Origin of the sequence: Streptomyces sp. NPDC002602, from assembly GCF_042889445.1 — a bacterium.
In the GTDB taxonomy this organism is placed as follows: domain Bacteria; phylum Actinomycetota; class Actinomycetes; order Streptomycetales; family Streptomycetaceae; genus Streptomyces.
In genome coordinates this window covers 166,206-188,034 of sequence record NZ_JBIAQX010000007.1, presented here as the reverse complement: position 1 = coordinate 188,034, position 21,829 = coordinate 166,206, and the positions used below count along the sequence as shown (strand labels likewise).

The 21,829-nt window shown below is 70.5% G+C and carries 20 protein-coding genes; 11 read left to right on the top strand and 9 right to left on the bottom strand.

Translation table 11 applies throughout. From position 1 onward, the window contains the following. Positions 1-223: 223 nt before the first annotated feature. The 3 genes from ACFYW3_RS20995 to ACFYW3_RS20985 all read left to right on the top strand — a co-directional run bounded on the left by ACFYW3_RS20995 (position 224) and on the right by ACFYW3_RS20985 (position 2,853). Positions 224-355 carry a hypothetical protein gene (locus tag ACFYW3_RS20995; protein WP_266950054.1) on the top strand — a complete coding sequence of 44 codons (132 nt, stop codon included), beginning with the start codon at positions 224-226 and terminating at the stop codon, positions 353-355. Positions 356-497: 142 nt separating this feature from the next. Further along, positions 498-1,538, top strand: a complete 1,041-nt coding sequence (locus tag ACFYW3_RS20990; protein WP_351750500.1) for a 3-isopropylmalate dehydrogenase — start codon at positions 498-500, stop codon at positions 1,536-1,538. Positions 1,539-1,767: 229 nt separating this feature from the next. Further along, entirely contained in the window at positions 1,768-2,853 is a 1,086-nt protein-coding gene (locus tag ACFYW3_RS20985) for a branched-chain amino acid aminotransferase (RefSeq protein ID WP_351384706.1), read from the top strand. 238 nt (positions 2,854-3,091) lie between these two features. On the opposite strand, the gene ACFYW3_RS20980 is transcribed toward ACFYW3_RS20985, so the two are convergent. Then, positions 3,092-4,522, bottom strand: a complete 1,431-nt coding sequence (locus tag ACFYW3_RS20980; RefSeq protein ID WP_389386964.1) for a cytosine permease — start codon at positions 4,520-4,522, stop codon at positions 3,092-3,094. 156 nt (positions 4,523-4,678) lie between these two features. Between ACFYW3_RS20980 and ureA the strand changes: the two genes are divergently transcribed. The 6 genes from ureA to ACFYW3_RS20950 all read left to right on the top strand — a co-directional run bounded on the left by ureA (position 4,679) and on the right by ACFYW3_RS20950 (position 12,247). After that, the gene (gene ureA, locus ACFYW3_RS20975) at positions 4,679-5,443 is read left to right on the top strand and encodes an urease subunit gamma (RefSeq protein ID WP_351750496.1); all 765 of its coding nucleotides are present in this window, start codon (positions 4,679-4,681) and stop codon (positions 5,441-5,443) included. Then, positions 5,440-7,173: an urease subunit alpha gene (locus ACFYW3_RS20970; protein WP_351750494.1), complete on the top strand. Its 1,734-nt coding sequence runs from the start codon at positions 5,440-5,442 to the stop codon at positions 7,171-7,173. The genes ureA and ACFYW3_RS20970 overlap by 4 nt, the downstream gene beginning before the upstream one ends. Positions 7,174-7,191: 18 nt before the next feature. Then, on the top strand, positions 7,192-8,238 hold the full coding sequence (locus ACFYW3_RS20965; protein WP_389386963.1) for an agmatine/peptidylarginine deiminase: 1,047 nt from the start codon (positions 7,192-7,194) through the stop codon (positions 8,236-8,238). Positions 8,239-8,268: 30 nt separating this feature from the next. Beyond that, positions 8,269-8,877: a TetR/AcrR family transcriptional regulator gene (locus tag ACFYW3_RS20960; RefSeq protein ID WP_351750491.1), complete on the top strand. Its 609-nt coding sequence runs from the start codon at positions 8,269-8,271 to the stop codon at positions 8,875-8,877. 281 nt (positions 8,878-9,158) lie between these two features. Further along, positions 9,159-10,787, top strand: a complete 1,629-nt coding sequence (gene cimA, locus ACFYW3_RS20955; RefSeq protein WP_351750489.1) for a citramalate synthase — start codon at positions 9,159-9,161, stop codon at positions 10,785-10,787. A 116-nt stretch (positions 10,788-10,903) separates the two neighbouring features. Continuing rightward, a complete protein-coding gene (locus tag ACFYW3_RS20950; RefSeq protein WP_389386962.1) occupies positions 10,904-12,247 on the top strand; it encodes a hypothetical protein in 1,344 nt (447 codons plus the stop codon). 42 nt (positions 12,248-12,289) lie between these two features. Here ACFYW3_RS20950 and ACFYW3_RS20945 read toward each other — a convergent pair whose 3' ends face one another. Next, a complete protein-coding gene (locus tag ACFYW3_RS20945) occupies positions 12,290-12,904 on the bottom strand; it encodes a YceI family protein (protein WP_389386961.1) in 615 nt (204 codons plus the stop codon). A gap of 264 nt (positions 12,905-13,168) precedes the next feature. Between ACFYW3_RS20945 and ACFYW3_RS20940 the strand changes: the two genes are divergently transcribed. After that, positions 13,169-14,752 (top strand): acyl-CoA carboxylase subunit beta, encoded by a 1,584-nt coding sequence (locus ACFYW3_RS20940; RefSeq protein ID WP_267803216.1) that lies wholly within the window; start codon positions 13,169-13,171, stop codon positions 14,750-14,752. Between the two features lie 21 nt (positions 14,753-14,773). Further along, positions 14,774-14,977 (top strand): acyl-CoA carboxylase subunit epsilon, encoded by a 204-nt coding sequence (locus ACFYW3_RS20935; protein WP_351750484.1) that lies wholly within the window; start codon positions 14,774-14,776, stop codon positions 14,975-14,977. 189 nt (positions 14,978-15,166) lie between these two features. Here ACFYW3_RS20935 and ACFYW3_RS20930 read toward each other — a convergent pair whose 3' ends face one another. The 7 genes from ACFYW3_RS20930 to ACFYW3_RS20900 form a co-directional block, all read right to left on the bottom strand. Next, complete coding sequence (locus ACFYW3_RS20930; RefSeq protein ID WP_037792108.1) at positions 15,167-15,748, bottom strand: ATP/GTP-binding protein; 582 nt, start codon at positions 15,746-15,748, stop codon at positions 15,167-15,169. Next, entirely contained in the window at positions 15,729-16,289 is a 561-nt protein-coding gene (locus tag ACFYW3_RS20925) for a DUF742 domain-containing protein (RefSeq protein WP_351750482.1), read from the bottom strand. The genes ACFYW3_RS20930 and ACFYW3_RS20925 overlap by 20 nt, the downstream gene beginning before the upstream one ends. Before the next feature lie 93 nt (positions 16,290-16,382). Next, positions 16,383-16,796: a roadblock/LC7 domain-containing protein gene (locus ACFYW3_RS20920; protein WP_030037347.1), complete on the bottom strand. Its 414-nt coding sequence runs from the start codon at positions 16,794-16,796 to the stop codon at positions 16,383-16,385. Positions 16,797-16,806: 10 nt separating this feature from the next. Then, positions 16,807-20,013, bottom strand: a complete 3,207-nt coding sequence (locus ACFYW3_RS20915) for a nitrate- and nitrite sensing domain-containing protein (protein WP_351750480.1) — start codon at positions 20,011-20,013, stop codon at positions 16,807-16,809. 292 nt (positions 20,014-20,305) lie between these two features. Next, on the bottom strand, positions 20,306-20,890 hold the full coding sequence (locus ACFYW3_RS20910) for an ATP/GTP-binding protein (RefSeq protein ID WP_266573764.1): 585 nt from the start codon (positions 20,888-20,890) through the stop codon (positions 20,306-20,308). Then, positions 20,871-21,263, bottom strand: a complete 393-nt coding sequence (locus tag ACFYW3_RS20905; protein ID WP_007266775.1) for a DUF742 domain-containing protein — start codon at positions 21,261-21,263, stop codon at positions 20,871-20,873. The genes ACFYW3_RS20910 and ACFYW3_RS20905 overlap by 20 nt, the downstream gene beginning before the upstream one ends. A 152-nt stretch (positions 21,264-21,415) precedes the next feature. After that, entirely contained in the window at positions 21,416-21,829 is a 414-nt protein-coding gene (locus tag ACFYW3_RS20900; protein WP_008739864.1) for a roadblock/LC7 domain-containing protein, read from the bottom strand.

Sequence of the window (21,829 nt, the reverse complement as noted above, 5' to 3'; positions counted from 1 at the left end):
CGTCTCAGATAGTAGGAAGTCCGAGTAATTGCGGAGACATACAGCGGGACCTGGCCTAGCTTTGTAGGAGCCGAACGTATCGCCGATCCGGCGAATGGCGGTCGAGAGCGCGCGCCCCCGGCAGGCAACCCCTGCGGCGCACCGCTCCCCGCCTCTTCCGGCGCCTTGAAGGAACCCCTCATCCGTGGCCCCGCCACGCCGTGATCTCAAGGAGTCGATCACCATGACCCGTCACACCCCCGCAGTCCGTCGCGTCCGCCACTCCTCCCAGGCCGAGGCCGACCGCAAGAACGCCGCCGCCGCCCTCCAGCGCGCCCTGGACCGCCGCGACAACGGCGGCTCGACCGGCCACTGAGCACACCGGCCACTGAGCACACCGGCCGCCCCGCGCGGGCGGCCGTCCGAACACACCCGGGCCCGGGACATGTTGCGTTCATCCACGTCCACATGGTGGACGCAATATGTCTGAGGGCTGGGACAGGGAGTACGGTTTTCCCATGTCGACCAGCATCAATCTCGCAGTGATCCCCGGTGATGGCATCGGCCAGGAAGTCGTGGCTCAGGGCCTCAAGGTCCTTACCGCGGTCCTGCCCCAGGATGTGAAGCTGGAGACCAAGGAGTACGACCTCGGCGCCCGGCGCTGGCACCGCACCGGTGAGACCCTCCCGGACGCGGAACTCGAAGCGCTCAAGCACCACGACGCGATCCTGCTGGGCGCCATCGGCGACCCCTCGGTCCCGTCGGGCGTCCTGGAACGCGGTCTGCTGCTGAAGCTTCGCTTCGCCTTCGACCACTTCGTCAACCTGCGCCCGTCGAAGCTCTTCCCCAACACGGCCACCCCGCTCGCCGGCCGCCCGGAGATCGACTTCGTCGTGGTCCGCGAGGGCACCGAGGGCCCTTACACCGGCAACGGCGGCTCGCTGCGCACCGGCACCCCCGCCGAGGTGGCGACCGAGGTCAGCCTCAACACCGCGTACGGCGTCGAGCGCGTGGTCCGGGACGCCTACGCGCGGGCCGACGCCCGCCCCCGCAAGAAGCTGACGCTGGTCCACAAGAACAACGTCCTCGTGTACGCGGGTCACCTGTGGAAGAACATCTTCGACAAGGTCGGCCAGGAGTACCCCGAGGTCACCACCGACTACCTGCACGTCGACGCCGCGACGATCTTCTTCGTCACGCAGCCCGAGCGGTTCGACGTCATCGTCACGGACAACCTCTTCGGTGACATCCTCACCGACCTGGCCGCCGCCGTCACCGGCGGAATCGGCCTGGCCGCCTCCGGGAACATCAACCCGACCGGCGCCTTCCCGTCCATGTTCGAGCCCGTTCACGGCTCCGCCCCGGACATCGCCGGCACCGGCAAGGCGGACCCGACCGCGACGATCCTCTCGGTCGCCCTCCTGCTGCGCCACCTCGGCCACGAGACCGAGGCCGCCCGCATCGAGGACGCCGTCTCCGCCGACCTGGCCGAGCGCGACGGCACCTTCCGCTCCACCGACGCGATCGGCGACGCCCTCGCCGCGCGAGTAGCCGGCTGACCCGGCAACCCCGTCTCAGGAAGCCGCCGGGTCGCGACACCGCACCCGGCGGCTTTTCCTGTGCGGCCCCGGGTGCCACCATCTCCCCTGGGCCGCAAACTCCCTGTTTCACCGAAGCCTCCCTGCGCGCGATAATCGAACGCGAGGCCGCGGAATGCGGGGATGCTCGGACGTCCTAGTACGCCGTGAGCGCGGTCCGCCCTACAAAACCGGTGAAGGACAAGCACTCATGACGACGCCCACGATCGAGCTCAAGCCCTCCTCGAACCCGCTGTCCGACGCGGAGCGCGAGGCGATCCTGGCCAGCCCCGGCTTCGGCCGCCACTTCACCGACCACATGGTGACGATCAAGTGGACCGAGGGTCGCGGCTGGCACGACGCAGAGCTGGTCCCGTACGCGCCGCTGTCGATGGACCCGGCGAACATGACCCTGCACTACGCGCAGACCATCTTCGAGGGCCTCAAGGCCTACAAGCAGCCCGACGGCACCGTCGCCACCTTCCGCCCCGAGGCCAACGCGGACCGCTTCCAGGCCTCGGCCCGCCGCATGGCCATGCCCGAGTTGCCCTCGGAGCTGTTCATCGCCGCCTGCGACGCGCTCATCAAGCAGGACCGCGCCTGGGTTCCGGACTCCGGCGAGGCCTCGTTGTACCTGCGCCCGTTCATGTTCGCGTCCGAGGTCGGTCTGGGCGTCCGTCCGGCCAACGAGTTCCTCTTCATGGTCATCGCCTCGCCCGCCGGCGCCTACTTCCCCGGTGGCGTCAAGCCCGTCTCCGTCTGGCTCTCCGAGGACTACGTCCGCGCGGTCAAGGGCGGCACCGGCGCGGCGAAGACCGGCGGCAACTACGCGGCCTCCCTCGTCGCCCAGGCCGAGGCCGCCTCGCACGGCTGTGACCAGGTCGTCTGGCTGGACGCCGTCGAGCACCGCTGGATCGAGGAGATGGGCGGGATGAACCTGTACTTCGTGTACGGCGACCGCATCGTCACCCCCGAGCTCACCGGTTCGCTCCTCCCCGGCATCACCCGCGACTCCCTCCTCACGATCGCCCGCGACCTCGGCTACACCGCCGAGGAGGGCCGCATCACCACCGAGGACTGGAAGCGCGACAACGAGAACGGCACCCTCACCGAGGTGTTCGCCTGCGGCACCGCGGCCGTCATCACCCCCGTCGGCTCGGTCAAGTCCGGGCGCGCGAACTGGACGCAGGGCACCGGCGAGCCCGGCGAGGTCACCATGAAGCTCCGCAAGGCGCTCCTCGACCTCCAGACCGGCCACACCGCCGACCGCCACGGCTGGATGCACCCGCTCGGCTAGGCCGTCTCTTTCGGATCTTGCCGGTCAAGCCCGCGTTGTCCGGTGCCGTGCATCGCAAGGCGGAGAGGCTCCCGAGTACTGGACGTACTCGGGTGCCTCGACAACGTGGCGAGGTGCGGTGCCGGGCGGCGCGGGTCAGGCAAGATCCGGAAGAGACGGCCTGGTACCGCGCGCTCGACGAAGCACGGCGAGAGGCCCGCACCCCCGATCCGGGGTGCGGGCCTCTCGTCGTACGGGGCTACACGGCGACCGGCTCCTCGGCGGCGTCGGGGGCGGCCGGTGCGGGGACGGCCGCCTTCCGTCGGGTGAGGGCCGTGTAGGCGAGGCCGCCGGCCAGGCCGGACAGGACGAAGGAACAGTCCACCCCGCCCGTCAGGGCCAACAGCGGACCCTCGTAGAAGGGGGTGGTGACGGCGAGCAGGCCGACGCCCGCGCCGATCGCCCACGAGGCGGTGGCGGCCGGGTTCCAACCGCCCCGGTACCAGTAGATCCCGCCCACCGAGCGACGGTTGAACACCTGGAGGGCGTCGGCGTCGTACGTGCCGCGACAGCGCGCGTGGCCGATCAGGGTGATCACCGCCCACGGGGTGCCGAGCGCGGTGAGCAGCAGCACGAACGAGGTCATCGCGGACTGGACGTCCCACTCGAAGGAGCCGACGAACACGAAGGCGGTGGCCACGCCGGCCGCGACCAGGGTGGCGGTCGTACGGGTGGCCCGGGGCGCGATCGCGTCCAGGTCGAGGCCCATGGAGTAGAGCATCAGCCCGGCGTTGCCCACGGAACCCGCGGCGGCGGCCACCAACAGCGGGACCAGGTACCAGAACGGGGAGGCGTCGACCAGCGGCCCGGCGTACTCGGCGCCGGCCCGCGCGGCGAGGGCGGTGTACGTGCCGAAGAGCTGCGGGATCAGCAGGCCGACCAGCAGGCCGAGCGCCGTGGACCGGAGCACCGTGCGGGAGTCGTGCCGGGCGGGGGAGATGTAGCGGGTGTAGTCGCCGAGCAGGGTGATGAAGGCGACGGGACCGCTGAGGCCGGCGGCGACGGCGGCGAGCAGCCAGGTCGGCCAGAAGGAGCCGAGGAGGTAGGTGGTCTCCGGCGGCGCGGCGGCGGTGAAATCGGGGGCGTACGCGAAGACGCCGAGGGCCAGCAGGACCAGCATGGCGACGGACAGGATCTTGCTCATCCGCAACAGGAGCCGGTAGCCGAACACGGCCGCGACGACGGTGCAGGCGGCCAGCACGCCGTACATCACGGCCCGCGAGACCCCGGTGTCCGGCAGCCCGCTCAGCCGGGACAGGGCGCCGACCATCACGTCGCCGCCGATCCACAGGGTCAGCGCCGTGTAGCCGAGGGAGAGCAGCAGCCCCACCACGGACCCGACCAGCCGACCGCGCACGCCGAACAGGGCCCCGCTGGAGGTGGACAGGTTGGTGCCGGTGCGCAGGGAGACCAGCGCCAGCGGGGCGGTGAAGGCGATCCCGACGACGGTGCCGGTCACGATCGCGGTCACCGAGGGCCACAGCCCCAGGCCGAAGGACGGGGGCAGCCAGCCGAAGACGATCACACCGAGGCAGAGGTTGGAGCCGAGGAGGATCGAGATCAGGTCGCGGGGACCACTCGTCCGCTCCTCCTCCGGGATGGTGTCGACTCCGCGCTGTTCGATGGGCATGGGGGAACTCCCTTGGCAGGGCGGGGGGTGGTTCGCAAAGGTTTGAGCGACATTCAATGTGGCGCAGTCCCTGCTCTGCGGTCAATGCTTCACTGCCGGGAAACGAAGAGTTAGAGTGATGCTCTAACCCATCGACCCCGAAGGTGGTGGATCGGCGTGCGGCTGACCCCAACCGAGCGCGACCGGCTGCTGCTCCGCGGCGCCGCTGAACTGGCCAGGGCCCGACGGGCCCGGGGCCTGCGCCTCAACGTCCCCGAGGCCACGGCGCTGATCGCGGACACGGTCTGCGAGGCCGCCCGCGACGGCAGGCGGCTGGCGGAGGCCATCGAGGAGGCCCGTACCGTACTGGGCCCCGACGACGTGCTGCCCGGCGTCGCCGACGTGGTCACCGAGGTGCACGTGGAGGCCGTCTTCGACGACGGCTCCCGCCTCGCGGTGGTCTCGGCTCCCATCCGCGGCGCCGTCCCGCTCGGCGACGACGCCCCCGGCGCGATCGTGCCCGGCCCCGGCGCCCCCCAGCCGGAGCCCGTGGTCCACCTGCGCGTGCGCAACACCGCCGCCGTGCCGATCAGCGTGACCTCGCACTTCCACTTCTTCGAGGCCAACCCGCGCCTCGACTTCGACCGCGCCGAGGCCTACGGCATGCGGCTGTGCGTGCCGGCCGGCTCCTCCGTACGGTTCGACCCGCACGGCGAGGGCGAGGTCGGCCTGGTCCCCATCGGCGGCGCCCGCGTCGCCGTCGGTTTCGCCGGGCTGGTCGACGGCCCCCTCGACGCCCCCGGAGCCAAGGACGAGGCCCTGCGCCGAGCCGTCGCCTGCGGCTACCTCGGCGCCGGCGGCGAGAGCGCCGCCCCGGTCGCCGCACCCGGGCCCGACGCCCCCGAGACCGGTGACGACCACCCGGAAGGTGACCCCGCATGAGCCGCCAGACCCCGCACAGCGACCACTGCGCGCCGGGCAGCCGCCACATCGACCCGCACGAGTACGCCTCCGTCTTCGGCCCCCGGGCCGGCGACCGGGTACGCCTCGGCGACTCCGGGCTGACCGTCCGCGTCGAGCACGACGCCCAGAAGCCCGGCGACGAGTTCCTGGCCGGCTTCGGCAAGACCGCCCGCGACGGCCTGCACCTCAAGGCCGCCGCCGTCCGCGACACCTGCGACGTCGTCATCAGCAACGTGCTGGTCATCGACGCCGTCCTCGGCATCCGCAAGGTCTCCATCGGCATCCGCGAGGGCCGCATCCACGCCATCGGGCGTGCCGGCAACCCCGACACCCTCGACGGGGTCGACGTGGTCGTCGGCACCGGCACCTCGATCGTGTCCGGCGAGGGGATGATCGCCACCGCCGGGGCCGTGGACACCCACGTCCACCTGCTCTCCCCGCGCATCATGGAGGCCTCGCTCGCCGCGGGTGTCACCACGATCATCGGCCAGGAGTTCGGCCCGGTCTGGGGCGTGGGCGTCAACTCCCCCTGGGCGCTCAAGCATGCCTTCAACGCCTTCGACGCCTGGCCCGTCAACATCGGCTTCCTCGCCCGCGGCTCCTCCTCGGACGCCGCCCCGCTGGTCGAGGCCCTCGCCGAGGGCGGAGCCAGTGGCTTCAAGGTCCACGAGGACATGGGCGCCCACACCCGCGCCCTGGACACCGCCCTGCGGGTCGCCGAGGAGTACGACGTCCAGGTCGCCCTGCACAGCGACGGCCTCAACGAGTGCCTCTCCGTCGAGGACACCCTGCGCGTCCTGGACGGCCGCACCATCCACGCCTTCCACATCGAGGGCTGCGGCGGCGGACACGTGCCCAACGTGCTCAAGATGGCCGGCGTGCCGAACGTCATCGGCTCCTCCACCAACCCGACCCTGCCCTTCGGCCGGGACGCCGTCGCCGAGCACTACGGCATGATCGTCTCCGTCCACGACCTCAAGCCCGACCTCCCCGGCGACGCGGCCATGGCCCGCGACCGGATCCGCGCGGGCACCATGGGCGCCGAGGACGTGCTGCACGACCTGGGCGCGATCGGCATCACCTCCTCCGACGCGCAGGGCATGGGTCGCGCGGGCGAGACCATCCGGCGCACCTTCGCCATGGCCGCGAAGATGAAGGGCGAACTGGGACCGCTCGACGGCGACGGCGAGGGCGACGACAACGCCCGCGTCCTGCGCTACATGGCCAAGCTGACCATCAACCCGGCCATCGCCCACGGACTGGCCCACGAGATCGGCTCCATCGAGGTCGGCAAACTCGCCGACATCGTCCTGTGGCGCCCCCAGTTCTTCGGCGCCAAACCGCAACTCGTCCTCAAGTCCGGCTTCCCCGCGTACGGCGTCACCGGCGACCCCAACGCCGCCACCGACACCTGCGAACCGCTCGTCCTCGGACCGCAGTTCGGCTCGTACGGAGCCACCGCGGCCGACATCTCCGTCGCCTTCGTGTCGGCGGCGGCCGCCGCGCTCGGCTCCGACGAGATGCCGACCCGGCGCCGCCGGGTGGCCGTTCGCGCAACCCGCGGCATCGGCCCCCGGGACCTCCTGCTCAACTCCCGGGTGGGCGCGGTCGATGTGGACGCGCGCAGCGGCCTCGTCTCCCTCGACGGAGAACCCCTGCGCTCCGAAGCGGCCGATTCGGTCTCCCTCAACCGCCTGTACTTCCTGTAAGCCAGTAAGGACCCCGCCATGACTGACGCCGCAGACAAGCCCGCCGCCCACGGGTACCGCATGCCCGCGGAGTGGACCCCGCACGAGCGCACCTGGATGGCCTGGCCCAGCCCCAACCCGACCTTCACCGACGAGAGGGAACTCGCCGAGGCGCGCGAGGCCTGGGGAGCCGTCGCCCGCGCCGTGCGCGCGTACGAGCCGGTGACCCTCGTCGTCTCCCCGGGCGACGCGCAGGGCGCCCGCGCGATCGTCGGCGACGACGTCGAGCTGGTCGAGCGCGAGCTGGACGACGCCTGGATGCGGGACATCGGCCCGACCTTCGTCACCGACGGCGCCGGCGGCCTCGCCGCCGTCGACTGGACCTTCAACGGCTGGGGCGCCCAGGAGTGGGCCCGCTGGGGCCACGACGAGAAGATCGCCCGCCACGTCTCCGACCTGGCCGGCACCCGCACCTACAGCACCCGCCTGGTCAACGAGGGCGGCGCCATCCACGTGGACGGCGAGGGCACCGTACTGCTCACCGACACCGTGCAGCTCGGCGCCGGGCGCAACCCCGACTGGACCCGCCGACAGGTGGAGGAGGAGATCCACGCCCACCTCGGCACGACCAAGGCGATCTGGCTGCCCTACGGCCTGGCCGGCGACTACGGCACCTACGGCACCCAGGGCCACGTGGACATCGTCGCCGCCTTCGCCCGCCCCGGCGTGGTCATGGTCCACAGCCAGCCCGACCCGGCCCACCCCGACCACGAGCGCTGCAAGACCATCGCCGCGCTCCTGCGCGCGTCCACCGACGCGCGGGGCCGGCTGCTGGAGGTCGTGGAGATCCCGGCGCCGACCGTGTTGGAGGAGGACGGCGAGTGGGTCGACTACTCGTACATCAACCACTACCTCTGCAACGACGGCGTGGTGCTCTGCGCCTTCGACGACCCGCGCGACGAGGAAGCCGCGGAGATCTTCCGGGGTCTGTTCCCCGAGCGGACCGTGACACTGGTTGACGCACGTACGATTTTCGCCGGGGGTGGCGGTATCCACTGCATCACCCAGCAACAGCCGAAGGTCTGACCCGCGGCGAACGGTTTCGAGGAGTGGTCCATGGTGGCGGGTGGAGTACGGGCGGCGCGGAAGAACGCGCCGCCGCGCGAGGACGTACTCGTCGCCGCCATGGCCACGATCGCCGAGCGCGGCCTCGAAGGCCTCACCATGGCCGGCCTCGGCCGTCAGGTGGGCATGAGCAGCGGCCATCTCCTCTACTACTTCGGCAGCAAGGACGAGCTCCTGCTGCAGACCCTGGAGTGGAGCGAGGCCTCGCTCGGCGCCGAACGACGGGCCCTGCTGTCCCGCCGCGGCCCGGTGCGCGAGCGGGTGCAGGCGTACGTCGACCTGTACGTGCCCGAGGCCGCGCGTGACCCGCACTGGACCCTGTGGCTGGAGGTCTGGAACCGCTCGCAGAACGCCGGCCCGCGGGAACGCGAGCGCCAGGCCGCCATCGAGGGAGCCTGGCACCGGGACCTGGTCGCACTGCTCGCCGAGGGGATCTCGCGCGGAGAGTTCCGCGCGGTGGACGCCGACCGGTTCGCCGCCCGCGTCAGGGCCCTGCTCGACGGGTTCAGCATCCAGGTCGCCGTCGGCCTGCCCGGCATGGGGCGGGGCGACATCCTGGAACACGTCACCGAGTTCCTGGACGATGCGCTCGTATCGTGAGACGTCGGTCCGCGGGCGCGGGCCCTTGTGACACACTGCGGACGTGCCTGCTCAGCTCATGATTATGGACAGCAGCGCGCCGGTCCGCAGTGACCGTTGAGCCGTGGAGAACCCATGGGGCAGCGGCCACAGTGCCTCAGACCCGCGCGCAGACCTCTCGCACCCGCGAGGGGTCTTTTCGTTTCCCGGCTCCATTCCTGCCGGGAGCGGGCGGCGCGCGATGATGGGGGCAGTGGATCCCCGGTCTCCGGAACCACTCATCCGACAGGAGTCAGACCAGCATGACGACGACAGAGGCGACCGAGCCGACTGCGCCGGCGGGCCCCGACGACAGCTTCCACGTCTTCGACACGACCCTGCGCGACGGCGCCCAGCGTGAGGGCATCAACCTCACGGTCGCGGACAAGCTGACCATCGCGCGGCACCTGGACGACTTCGGAGTGGGCTTCATCGAGGGCGGCTGGCCCGGCGCCAACCCCCGCGACACCGAGTTCTTCGCCCGCGCACGTGCCGAGATCGACTTCAGACACGCCCGCCTCGTGGCCTTCGGCGCCACCCGCCGGGCCGGCGGCTCCGCCGCCGCGGACCCCCAGGTGCGGGCCCTGCTGGAGTCCGGCGCCCCCGTGATCACCCTGGTCGCCAAGTCCCACGACCGGCACGTCGAGCTCGCGCTGCGCACCACCCTCGACGAGAACCTGGAGATGGTCCGGGACACGGTCTCCCACCTCGTCGAGCAGGGGCGCCGGGTCTTCGTCGACTGCGAGCACTTCTTCGACGGCTACCGCGCCAACCCCGAGTACGCCAAGGCGGTCGTCCGCACCGCCCACGAGGCCGGCGCGGACGTCGTCATCCTCTGCGACACCAACGGAGGCATGCTGCCCGCGCAGGTGTCCGCCACCGTCGCGACCGTCCTCGCCGACACCGGGGCCCGCCTGGGCATCCACGCCCAGGACGACACCGGCTGCGCCGTCGCCAACACCCTGGCCGCCGTCGACGCGGGCGCCACCCACGTCCAGTGCACCGCCAACGGCTACGGCGAGCGCGTCGGCAACGCCAACCTCTTCCCGGTCGTCGGCGCCCTGGAGATCAAGTACGGGCGCACGGTGCTCCCCGCGGGCGCGCTCGCCGAGATGACCCGGATCTCCCACGCCATCGCCGAGGTCGTCAACCTCACCCCGTCCACGCACCAGCCGTACGTCGGCGTCTCGGCCTTCGCGCACAAGGCCGGCCTGCACGCCTCGGCCATCAAGGTCGACCCCGACCTCTACCAGCACATCGACCCTGAGCGGGTCGGCAACACCATGCGGATGCTGGTCTCCGACATGGCCGGCCGCGCCTCCATCGAGCTCAAGGGCAAGGAACTCGGCGTCGACCTCGGCGGCGACCGCGCGCTGATCTCCCGGGTCGTGGAGCGGGTCAAGGAACGGGAGCTCCAGGGCTACACCTACGAGGCCGCCGACGCCTCCTTCGAGCTGCTGCTGCGGGCCGAGGCCGAGGGCCGGGCGCGCAGGTACTTCCGGATCGAGTCCTGGCGGGCGATCGTCGAGGACCGCCCCGACGGCACCCACGCCAACGAGGCCACGGTCAAACTGTGGGCCAAGGGCGAGCGGATCGTCGCGACGGCGGAGGGCAACGGCCCCGTCAACGCGCTGGACCGGGCCCTTCGGGTGGCGCTGGAGCCGTTCTACCCGCAGCTCGCCAAGTTCGAGCTGATCGACTACAAGGTCCGCATCCTGGAGGGCAAGCACGGCACCGACTCCACCACGCGCGTGCTGATCGCCACGACGGACGGCGCCGGCGAGTGGTCCACGGTCGGCGTCGGCACGAACGTCATCGCCGCGTCCTGGCAGGCCCTGGAGGACGCCTTCACGTACGGCCTGCTGCGCGCGGGCATCGAACCGGCCGAGTAGCACCCGCCCGCCGCTCGGCGTCCGGACCGGCCGGACCCCGAGCGGCGATGGCACGCACGGCCTGCGCTTATGCCGCGCTTACACGGAAAAGGGGCGATTCGGGTAGCGTCGTGACCATGAGGACCAGGCTCGTTTCCGTGTTTTCCGGTCTGCTGCTGGCCCTGTCCGCGACGGCCCTCGTGGTCGCCCCGCAGGCGTCGGCCGCCACCGGGGTCAGTGCCGTCGGGGAGGCCCTCAAGAAGGGCCCGGTCTACGTCGATCCCGGCGCGCGGGCCCAGCTCTCGCAGGCGCAGGCGGACGCCCTCACGAAGAAGATCGAGGACGCCGGCAAACCGGTCTTCGTCGCCGTCCTCCCCGCCGGCGAGACGTTCCCCGAGCGGGGTCTGCTCGCCGCCGTCCGTGCCCAGACGGGGATCACGGGGCTCTACGCGGTCCGGCTCGGCGAGGGCTTCGACGCCGGCGCCGACCCCAGGGTGATGCCGAGGAACGCCGTCCAGAACCTCACCTCGTCCGTGAAGGTCGGCGGCCCGGTGGACGCGAACACCCAGCTGAACGACTTCGTCGACCAGGCCCTCACCCAGGTCAAGGGGAACGCCCCCGCCTCCTGGGGCGGCGCGGCCGCGGACGACGGCGCACCCGTCGGCGGGCTGATCACCCTCGGTGTGGTGGCCGTGGTCGGCGGTGGCGGCGCCTACGCGCTGGTCCGACGCAACCGGAAGCGGAAGGAAGAGGAGCGGCGCGAGGCCATCGCCCGCCTCGGCGTGGTCGTCGACGAGGACATCACGGCCTTCGGCGAGGAGCTGGAGCGGCTCGACTTCCACCCCGGCGAGCCCGGTGCGGACGACGCGATGCGCAAGGACTACGAACAGGGCCTGGACTCCTACGAGAAGGCCAAGCAGATCATGGCCTCGGTCCAGCGCCCCGACGAGGTGCAGGGAGTGACCCAGGCGCTGGAGGACGGGCGGTACGCGCTCGCCTGCCTGGACGCGCGCCGGCAGGGCGGGCCGGTGCCCGAGCGCCGCTCGCCCTGTTTCTTCGACCCGCGCCACGGGCCGAGCACGCAGGACGCGAACTGGGCCCCGGCGGGCGGGACGGCCCGTACCGTGCCGGTCTGCGAGGCGGACGCCGTCCGGCTGCGCGACGGTCTGGACCCGGCGGTCCGCACCGTCGACACGGAGCGCGGGCCGCGCCCCTACTACGACGCGGGCCCGGCGTACGGTCCCTGGGCCGGCGGGTACTTCGGCGGCGGCATGCTGCCGGGCCTGCTGATGGGCACGATGCTCGGCTCGATGATGTCGACCCCGGCCTACGCCGCCGACTTCGGCGGCGGTGGCGGCGGCTACGACGGGGGAGACGTCTCCGGCGCCGACTTCAACCCGTCCGACTTCGGGGGCGGGGACTTCGGCGGCGGTGGCGGATTCGACGGAGGCGGAGGCTTCGACGGCGGGGGCGGCTTCTAGTCGCCCCCGGACCCGCGCGTCCGTTCCCTTGCGGGGGCGGGGTCAGGCCTGCTTGATGGCGGAGATGTCGAAGGTCAGCTTGACCTTGTCGCTGACCATCACGCCGCCGGTCTCCAGGGCGGCGTTCCAGGTCAGGCCCCAGTCGGAGCGCAGGATCTCGGCGGAGCCCTCGAAGCCGACGCGCTCGTTGCCGTAGACGTCGGTGGCGGAACCGTTGAACTCCAGGTCGATGGAGAGCGGACGCGTGACGTCCTTGATCGTCAGGTCGCCGGTGATCCGGTACGTGTCCCCGCCCAACTGGGCCGCGCCGGTGGACCGGAACGTCATCAGCGGGAAGGTGTCGGCGTCGAAGAAGTCGCCGCCGCGCAGGTGGCCGTCGCGGTCGGCGCTGCCGGTGTCGACGGAGGCGATCTTCACGTCGATGGAGGCGGTGGAGCGGGAGGGGTCGGCGCCGTCCAGGTGCAGGCCGCCCTCGTGGTCGGCGAAGGAGCCGCGGACGTTGGTGACCATCGCGTGCCGGACGGTGAAGCCGATGCTGCTGTGCGCGGGGTCGATGACGTAGTCACCGGTGAGGGCGGCGAGCGCGGGGTCCACCGGGAGGGTGGCGACCGAGGATGCGGTGGTGGTGTCCTGGCTGCGGCGGGTGAAGAGACCCATGACTTCCTCCTTGGCGGGGGTGCGGACCTCCGCACCCAGTCGTTTAACTTTCAACGAGATTGACGCTAAGCCCATTCCGTTCAAATTTCAACTTCCCGGAGCCTTGTCATCCGATTTTGTGGAATCCCCACAAAGGCTCGCCGCCCCGGCTGGTGGAGTCCTTGCATCGTTCACCGGTTCTGTCCGGGCCTCACAGCGGATGACGCCGGAGACTGTGCGGAACCAACGGAGGGTTTTCACCCCGTCACTTCGTAAGGTCGGTACATGACCGTTGTGGACCAGACCCCGAGCGAGCCGACGGACGCCCGCGGGCGCGTGGCCGAGCTGCACTCCCTGCGCGACGAGGCCCGCCGCGGCCCGAGCGACCGCGCCACCGAGGCGCAGCACGCCAAGGGCAAGCTGACCGCCCGTGAGCGCATCGCTCTGCTGCTCGACGAGGGTTCCTTCAAGGAGGTCGAACAGCTCCGCCGGCACCGCGCCACCGGCTTCGGCCTGGAGGCGAAGAAGCCCTACACCGACGGTGTGATCACCGGTTGGGGCACGGTCGAGGGCCGTACGGTCTTCGTCTACGCGCACGACTTCCGGATCTTCGGCGGCGCGCTGGGCGAGGCCCACGCCACGAAGATCCACAAGATCATGGACATGGCCATCGCGGCCGGTGCGCCGCTGGTCTCCCTCAACGACGGCGCGGGTGCCCGTATCCAGGAGGGCGTCTCCGCGCTCGCCGGCTACGGCGGCATCTTCCAGCGCAACACCAAGGCCTCGGGCGTCATCCCGCAGATCTCGGTCATGCTCGGCCCCTGCGCCGGCGGCGCCGCGTACTCCCCGGCCCTCACCGACTTCGTGTTCATGGTCCGGGACACCTCGCAGATGTTCATCACCGGCCCGGACGTGGTCCGCGCGGTGACCGGCGAGGAGATCACCCAGAACGGCCTCGGCGGCGCCGACGTCCACGCCGAGACCTCGGGCGTCGCGCACTTCGCGTACGACGACGAGGAGACCTGCATCTCCGAGGTCCGCTACCTCATCACGATGCTCCCCTCCAACAACCGCGAGAACCCGCCGGTCCACCAGACCGACGACCCCCGCGACCGCCGCTCCGACGTGCTCCTGGACCTGGTCCCCGCCGACGGCAACCGCCCGTACGACATGCTCAAGGTCATCGAGGAACTCGTCGACGACGGCGACGTCCTGGAGATCCACGAGCGCTGGGCCCGCAACATCATCTGCGCCCTCGCCCGGCTGGACGGCCAGGTCGTCGGCATCGTCGCCAACCAGCCCGGTCACCTCGCCGGCGTCCTGGACATCCACGCGTCCGAGAAGGCCGCGCGCTTCGTCCAGCTCTGCGACGCCTTCAACATCCCGATCGTCACGCTGCTGGACGTCCCCGGCTTCCTGCCGGGCGTCGACCAGGAGCACGGCGGCATCATCCGCCACGGCGCCAAGCTGCTCTACGCGTACTGCAACGCCACCGTGCCGCGCATCTCGCTGATCCTGCGCAAGGCCTACGGCGGCGCCTACATCGTCATGGACTCCCAGTCCATCGGCGCCGACCTCACCTACGCCTGGCCCACCAACGAGATCGCCGTCATGGGCGCGGAGGGCGCGGCCAACGTCATCTTCCGCAAGCAGATCTCCGATGCCGAGGACCCCGAGGCCATGCGTGCCCGGATGGTCAAGGAGTACAAGGCCGAGCTGATGCACCCGTACTACGCGGCCGAACGCGGCCTCGTGGACGACGTCATCGACCCCGCCGAGACCCGCGAGGTGCTGGTGAGCGCCCTCGCGATGCTCCGCACCAAGCACGCCGACCTGCCGTCGCGCAAGCACGGCAACCCGCCTCAGTAAGACGAAGGAGACCTGCCACCGATGAGCATCACCGCCGACACCCTGCTGAAGGTCGAGAAGGGCAACGCCGCGCCCGAGGAGCTGGCCGCGATCACCGCGATCCTGCTCGCCCGCGCCGCCGCCACCCCCGCCGAGGCCTCCGCCCGCACCGGCCGGTCCCAGGCCGGCTGGCGCCGTCTGGAGCGCAGCCCGGGCTTCCGCGCCCCGCACAGCTGGCGCGGCTAGTCAGCACCGCACACCACACGGTTCACCGAGAGCGCCGGGGCCCCGCCCCGGCGCTCTCGCGTATCCGGGAAGCCCGCGGGGAGTTCGCGTACGGCTCCTGTGGGGATCGCGGACGGCGACGACAAGGAAAAGGGCCCCTGACGCTCCGACGGAGCGTGAGGGGCCCTTCTCGTGCGTTCTGCGGAACCGCTAGCGCAGGCGTGCCATCAGCGCGTGCTCGACGAGCGTGATGAGTGCGCTCTTGGCGTCCGCGCGGTGGCGGGCGTCCGTGGTGATGATCGGGGCGTCCGGGCCGATCTGCAGGGCCTCGCGGACTTCCTCCGGGGTGTAAGGCTGGTGTCCGTCGAAGCCGTTCAGGGCGATGACGAACGGCAGGCCGCTGTTCTCGAAGTAGTCGACGGCGGGGAAACAGTCCGCGAGCCGGCGAGTGTCCACGAGCACCACGGCGCCGATCGCGCCGCGTACCAGGTCGTCCCACATGAACCAGAAGCGGTCCTGGCCCGGTGTACCGAAGAGGTACAGGATCAGGTCCTGGTCCAGGGTGATGCGGCCGAAGTCCATGGCGACCGTGGTCGTCGTCTTGTCACCTGTGTGGGTGAGGTCGTCGATTCCGGCGGAGGCGCTGGTCATGACGGCCTCGGTGCGCAGCGGGTTGATCTCGGAGACCGCGCCGACGAACGTGGTCTTGCCCACGCCGAAGCCGCCCGCCACCACGATCTTCGCGGAGGTGGTGGAGCGAGCCGCTCCGCCGTTAGAGCTTGCGAAGTCCACTGAGCACCCTTTCGAGCAGTGTCACGTCTGGCTGGCCGCCGGCAGACTCGTCGCCGCCGGGCTGGTGAATGGCGACAAGGCCCGCCTCCGCCAGGTCGGCGACGAGGATGCGGGCGACACCAAGAGGAATGGAGAGGAGTGCCGAGATCTCCGCGACGGATTTGATCTCCTGGCACAGACGGCAGATGCGCTGATGCTCGGGCAACTGCCCTTGCAGCCGCGCGGGATCGGCCGTGGTGCTGACCAGCGCCTCGATGGCGAGCTGGTAGCGCGGCCGGGTACGGCCGCCGGTCATGGCGTACGGACGCACCAGCGGGTTGTGCGCCTTCGGGGCCTGCGGCTGCGAGGAGCGCGAGGGCCGCTGCGAAGGCCGGTAAGGCTGCTGGGGCTGCTGGGGCTGGCCGTACGAAGGCTGCTGCTGGTACGGGTTGTGCTCCGGCGCGGGCCGGCTGGGAGCAGAGGGGAAGTTGAAGCGGTTCTGGTCGTGCCCACCCTGCGGCTGCTGCGCGCCGCCATAAGGATGTCCTCCGGGTGTTGTCACGTTTCCTCCTCCGACTCCAAGAACGCAGTACTCCCTGTGGAACCGCGCCACCGCACCCTATGGTGCGATGACGCGAAACGCACTGCCTGTCTGCTAGTTGAGCAGACTTCCCTGCAGCTCCGCACGCAGGTCCGGGGTGAGGACACTGCCTGCTCGGTCCACAAGAAGGGCCATTTCGTAGCCCACCAGGCCGATGTCGCACTCGGGGTGCGCGAGCACCGCGAGCGAGGATCCGTCGGACACGGACATGAGGAAAAGGAATCCCCTGTCCATCTCCACGACCGTCTGGTTGACCGCGCCACCCTCGAAGATGCGGGAGGCTCCGGCGGTCAGCGACGTCAGACCGGAGGCCACGGCCGCCAGCTGATCGGCGCGGTCGCGCGGGAATCCGTCGGACATCGCCAGAAGGAGTCCGTCGGCGGAGACCACCACGGTGTGGGACACCCCAGGGGTGTTGTCCACGAAGTTGGTGATCAACCAGTTCAGGTTCTGTGCCGCCTGGCTCATCGGGCTCACACTAACGCTCCTGGTCATAGCTGTTACTTGACTGCTCGGAACCCGCGCTGCGTCCCTGTTGGACACCGCGTCGCAGGTTGCTCAACCTGCCACGGACGTCCTCCGGTGCGCGGGAGACCTGGGGGCCGCCCTGCGGGGTCGTCTCCGCAGCACCCTCGACCAGGTTGGCCTTGGGTACCCGCCGAGGGAGACCGGACGGGGTGACCCCGCCCGCCTTCGGCTCACGAAGCTTGGCGGCCTGCTGCCAGCGCTCGTCGTTGTTCGAGCGCCAGGCCTCAGGGCCTTCCTCGTCCGCCTTCGGGGCGGCGGCGGGCTGCTGACGCTGCGGCCGCTGCTCGAAGAGGGATCCGGTGGACTCCGCTTCCTGCTGTGCCGGCTGCCACTGCTGCTGGCTGCCGCGGCGCGGCAGGCCCGCTCCGGTCATCTTGTGACCGGTGTCGGCGGCGGCGCCCGGACGGTCGAAGCCTACGCGTTCCGGGGCCGGTTCGGGAGCGGGCGTGGATTCCGATTCGGTCCCGTAGTCCTGCTGGTAGCCACCCGAGTACGTGTTCTGCTCGGGCCACTCCGCCTGCTGGGACTGGGGTTCGAAGCCGCCGCCGTACGACGGGGCGTCCTGCCGCTGGTCCTGGTACTCGGCTTCCGGATAGGCATATCCCTGTTGCGGGTAGGCCTCGTAGGACTGCTGGGGCTGCTGGGACGGCCCGCCCTCGTACCCCGGGGCGTAGCCCGGCTCGGGCTGCTGCTCGTAGCCCTGGTACGGCTGGTACCCGTGTTCAGGCTGGGGTTCCGGATAGTCCTGGGAGGACTGCTCGGCCTGATCGGGGTACTGCTGGTCCTGCGGGTAGCCCACCTGGGCGGCCAACGCCGCCCGGCGCTCCTGCTGGCCCAGGGACCGGCCCACGGGGTCGGCACCCTGTCCGTCGGCCCCCTGGCCGCCCTGGGCGTCGTAGCGGGAGTCGTCGAAGCCGAGCTCGGCCGCCGTGCGCATCTTCGGCGCCTGCAGGGCCTGCTGCTCCGGGATGATCTGCGAGACCGTGAAGTCGTCGTCCGGTACGCCCTCGCCACCGCCACCGTGGGTGATGGCGTCGGGGAGCATGACCAGCGAGGTGGTGCCGGCCGCCTCGCCCGAGGGGCGCAACTGGACGCGGATGCTGTGGCGGTCCGCCAGCCGGCCGACCACGAACAGACCCATGCGCTGCGAGATCGCGGCGTCCACGGTCGGCGGGTTGGCCAGCTTGTGGTTGATGTCCGCGAAGTCCTCGGCGGTGAGGCCGATGCCCTTGTCGTGGATCTCGATCATGACGCGGCCGTCGGGCAGACGCGTGGCGTTGACACGGACCTTGGTCTGCGGGGAGGAGAACGTGGTGGCGTTCTCCAGCAGCTCGGCGAGCAGGTGCACGAGGTCGGTCACGGCCTGGCCGTGGATCTCGGCCTCCGAGACGCCCGACAGCTCGATGCGCTCGTACTGCTCCACCTCGGAGGAGGCGGCGCGCAGCACGTCGACCAGCGGGACCGGCTGGTCCCAGCGGCGGCCCGGTTCCTCGCCCGCGAGGATGAGGAGGTTCTCGCCGTTGCGGCGCATGCGGGTGGCCAGGTGGTCCAGGCGGAAGAGGTTCTCCAACTGGTCCGGGTCGGCCTCGTTGTTCTCCAGGTCGGTGATGAGGGTCAACTGGCCCTCGATCAACGACTGGTTGCGCATGGAGAGGTTCGTGAAGATCGCGTTGACGTTCCCTCGCAGGAGCGCCTGCTCCGCGGCGAGCCGGACCGCTTCCCGGTGGACCTGGTCGAAGGCGCGGGCGACCTCGCCGATCTCGTCCTGGGAGTCGATCGGGATCGGCAGCACCCGGGTGTCGACCTTGCCCGGATCGGTGCGCGACAACTGGTCGACGAGCATCGGCAGGCGCTGCTCGGCGACGTCGAAGGCGGCGGTGCGCAGCTGGCGCATGGCCCGGCCCATCTGGCGGGCCATCATGCCGGCCAGGATGAAGGCGGCGAGCAGGGCCACGACCACGATGGCGCCGGTGAGGATCGCGTCGTTGCGGGACTCGTCGGAGACCGCGACCGCGTCCTGCACGGCCTTGTCGAGGAGTTCCTTCTCGATCTCGGCGTAGCCGTCGAACTTGGCGGTGGCGGCGGCCTGCCAGGCCTGGGCCGTGGTGCCGTTCTGGGCGAGACGCGTGTTCTTCTCGCCCGAGGCTATCGCCTCGGTCATTCCGGTGAGCACGGAGCCGTTGACCACGGGCGGGGTCTTGAAGGTGGTGCCCGCCTGCTCGGCGGCCTGCTTGGCCGCGGCGAGCTTCTGCGCGCCCTCCTGGGACTTCTGACCCATGACGTCGCGCAGGCGGTTGGTGTCCGCGTCGGTGCCGGCCGCGACGTACTCGCCGATGGCGATCTCTTCGAGGTAGGCGTACGAGGAGAAGGCGACGAGCTGGGACTTGCGGATGTCCTCGCTCTCGCTCGGCCGGACCAGCAGGTGGGTGCCGACGGAGCGCTGGAGCGAGTTCGCGGCCTTGGCCAGCTCGATCGCGTAGACCATGCGGCCGTAGCTGGTCACGTTGCCGGTGCCCAGGCCGAGCTCGTTGGAGAACTGCATCAGGTAGTGCTGGACCAGCACGTACCCCTCTTCGGTGGGGATGGGGCCCAGCGCGTTGGGGAGGTTCTTCTTCGCCGACTCGGGAGCCGCCAGGTAGGCCGTCTTGCGGACCTGGTCCAGCTTGGGCTCCTCCTGGCGGAAGAGTTCCAGGCGTCGTTCCATGCCCTGGTTCTTCGGGAGGTCCTTCGCCGCGTCCGCGAACTTGGCCTTCGCCGCGTCCGTGGCCGCGTACGCCTTCGTGACGATCTCGCTGCCGCGGTCGCCGCGCAGCAGCGGCTGGGCGGTCAGGTCACGCTCGTCGAGGAGCGCCTCGCCGTATTCGGAGGCCGCCTGGACGATGCGGGCGGTCTTCTCCGCGTCCTTGGCCTCGTTCCAACTGTCGACCGAACCCTTCACCTGGAAGCCGCCCATGACCAGTCCGACGAGGACGGGCACGAGGAGGATGGCGTTCAGACGGGTCGGCACGCGCCAGTTGCGGGGCGAGAACCTGCTGGTGCTGCCGCTGCTCGCGGGTGGGTCAACGGGCACGTCGACGGGCGACGCGGCCGCTCGCGGCGGCGGGGTGAAGTTGCCGCGCGCGGGTTCATCCGCGGGGCTCGAGTTGCTTCGCCTCACTCGACCAACAACCTCTCGGCGGTGCTACTAGCTAGTTCGTTGAATTCCAGCACGGTTAACGGCCGTGTTCCAAACAGTTGAAATCAGCCATTCCCAGAGCCTTATGTCCCACATAAATCGGACATAAAGAGCGAGGGGCGGCAAAAGATGGGCCGGTTGTGAGCACAGCGGCACCGAGCGACCGCACCCTGTGCCCGGCCGGCCTCAATTCTCTGTCGAAACGTTATGAACGAGAAGGGCGGGCCGTGTCGTATGACACAACCCGCCCTCACACGCGGCCATGATTTCCGTGCTACTTGAGCCGTGCCATCAGCGCGTGCTCGACGAGCGTGATGAGCGCGCTCTTGGCGTCCGCGCGGTGGCGGGCGTCGGTGGTGATGATGGGCGCGTCCGGACCGATCTGGAGGGCCTCGCGGACCTCCTCCGGGGTGTACGGCTGGTGCCCCTCGAAGCCGTTGAGCGCCACGACGAACGGCAGACCGCTGTTCTCGAAGTAGTCGACGGCGGGGAAACAGTCCGCGAGCCGGCGGGTGTCGACCAGGACGATCGCGCCGATGGCGCCCCGCACGAGGTCGTCCCACATGAACCAGAAGCGGTCCTGGCCCGGCGTACCGAAGAGGTACAGGATCAGGTCCTGGTCCAGGGTGATGCGGCCGAAGTCCATGGCGACCGTGGTGGTCGTCTTGTCCCCGGTGTGGGTCAGATCGTCGATGCCCGCGCTCGCGGACGTCATGACGGCCTCGGTGCGCAGCGGGTTGATCTCGGAGACCGCGCCGACGAACGTGGTCTTGCCCACGCCGAAGCCGCCGGCCACCACGATCTTCGCGGAGGTGGTGGAGCGAGGAGCCGCTCCACCGTCAGAGCTTGCGAAGTCCACTGAGAACCCTCTCGAGCAGCGTTACATCCGGCGTTCCGCCGGCCTCTCCATTGCCTGGCTGGTGGATGGCCACCATTCCGGCCTCCGCCAGGTCGGCGACGAGGATCCGGGCGACACCGAGCGGCATCGACAGAAGTGCGGAGACCTCCGCGACCGACTTCACCTCGCGGCACAGCGTGCAGATGCGCTGGTGCTCCGGCAGCAGGCCGGAAAGGTGCATCGGGTCGGCCGTGGTGCTGACCAGCGCCTCGATGGCGAGCTGGTAGCGCGGCCGGGTCCGGCCACCGGTCATCGCGTACGGACGTACCAGCGGCTGGTCGCCTTCCGAGTACGAATCTCCGTACGCATCGGGGTAGGCGGGGGGCGGGGTCATTGATCCTCCGGGCTGGACAGCAGTGGTCAGCGTGCCGTCTGACAGGGCGGCCGGTGGGGGGACGTGATGACGGCCTGTCGGGGGTACTGGATTTCCGGGGCGCGAGCCCCGGGCTCCCGGCCGGAAGTACCGTCCGACCGGGAGTCTGGCAGTCAGATGAGCAGGCTTCCCTGCAGCTCCGCGCGCAGGTCCGGGGTGAGGACACTTCCGGCGCGGTCCACGAGGAGGGCCATTTCGTAGCCCACGAGGCCGATGTCGCACTCGGGGTGCGCGAGAACGGCCAGCGAGGATCCGTCGGACACGGACATGAGGAAGAGGAATCCCCTGTCCATCTCCACGACCGTCTGGTTGACGGCGCCACCCTCGAAGATGCGGGAGGCACCGGCGGTCAGCGACGTCAGACCGGAGGCCACGGCCGCCAACTGATCGGCGCGGTCACGCGGGAAACCTTCCGACATCGCCAGAAGGAGTCCGTCGGCGGAGACCACCACGGTGTGGGACACCCCAGGGGTGTTGTCCACGAAGTTGGTGATCAACCAGTTCAGGTTCTGTGCCGCCTGGCTCAT

What these genes read in the sequence shown, in the direction of transcription:
- ACFYW3_RS20945 (WP_389386961.1), bottom strand. Translation starts at nt 12,904, where the DNA reads ATGGGTCTCTTCACCCGCCGCAGCCAGGACACCACCACCGCATCCTCG.
- ACFYW3_RS20960 (WP_351750491.1), top strand. Translation starts at nt 8,269, where the DNA reads ATGGTGGCGGGTGGAGTACGGGCGGCGCGGAAGAACGCGCCGCCGCGC.
- ACFYW3_RS20905 (WP_007266775.1), bottom strand. Translation starts at nt 21,263, where the DNA reads ATGACCCCGCCCCCCGCCTACCCCGATGCGTACGGAGATTCGTACTCG.
- ACFYW3_RS20940 (WP_267803216.1), top strand. Translation starts at nt 13,169, where the DNA reads ATGACCGTTGTGGACCAGACCCCGAGCGAGCCGACGGACGCCCGCGGG.
- ACFYW3_RS20965 (WP_389386963.1), top strand. Translation starts at nt 7,192, where the DNA reads ATGACTGACGCCGCAGACAAGCCCGCCGCCCACGGGTACCGCATGCCC.
- ACFYW3_RS20935 (WP_351750484.1), top strand. Translation starts at nt 14,774, where the DNA reads ATGAGCATCACCGCCGACACCCTGCTGAAGGTCGAGAAGGGCAACGCC.
- ACFYW3_RS20950 (WP_389386962.1), top strand. Translation starts at nt 10,904, where the DNA reads ATGAGGACCAGGCTCGTTTCCGTGTTTTCCGGTCTGCTGCTGGCCCTG.
- ACFYW3_RS20980 (WP_389386964.1), bottom strand. Translation starts at nt 4,522, where the DNA reads ATGCCCATCGAACAGCGCGGAGTCGACACCATCCCGGAGGAGGAGCGG.
- ACFYW3_RS20920 (WP_030037347.1), bottom strand. Translation starts at nt 16,796, where the DNA reads ATGAGCCAGGCGGCACAGAACCTGAACTGGTTGATCACCAACTTCGTG.
- ACFYW3_RS20970 (WP_351750494.1), top strand. Translation starts at nt 5,440, where the DNA reads ATGAGCCGCCAGACCCCGCACAGCGACCACTGCGCGCCGGGCAGCCGC.
- ACFYW3_RS20990 (WP_351750500.1), top strand. Translation starts at nt 498, where the DNA reads ATGTCGACCAGCATCAATCTCGCAGTGATCCCCGGTGATGGCATCGGC.
- cimA (WP_351750489.1), top strand. Translation starts at nt 9,159, where the DNA reads ATGACGACGACAGAGGCGACCGAGCCGACTGCGCCGGCGGGCCCCGAC.
- ACFYW3_RS20900 (WP_008739864.1), bottom strand. Translation starts at nt 21,829, where the DNA reads ATGAGCCAGGCGGCACAGAACCTGAACTGGTTGATCACCAACTTCGTG.
- ACFYW3_RS20985 (WP_351384706.1), top strand. Translation starts at nt 1,768, where the DNA reads ATGACGACGCCCACGATCGAGCTCAAGCCCTCCTCGAACCCGCTGTCC.
- ACFYW3_RS20995 (WP_266950054.1), top strand. Translation starts at nt 224, where the DNA reads ATGACCCGTCACACCCCCGCAGTCCGTCGCGTCCGCCACTCCTCCCAG.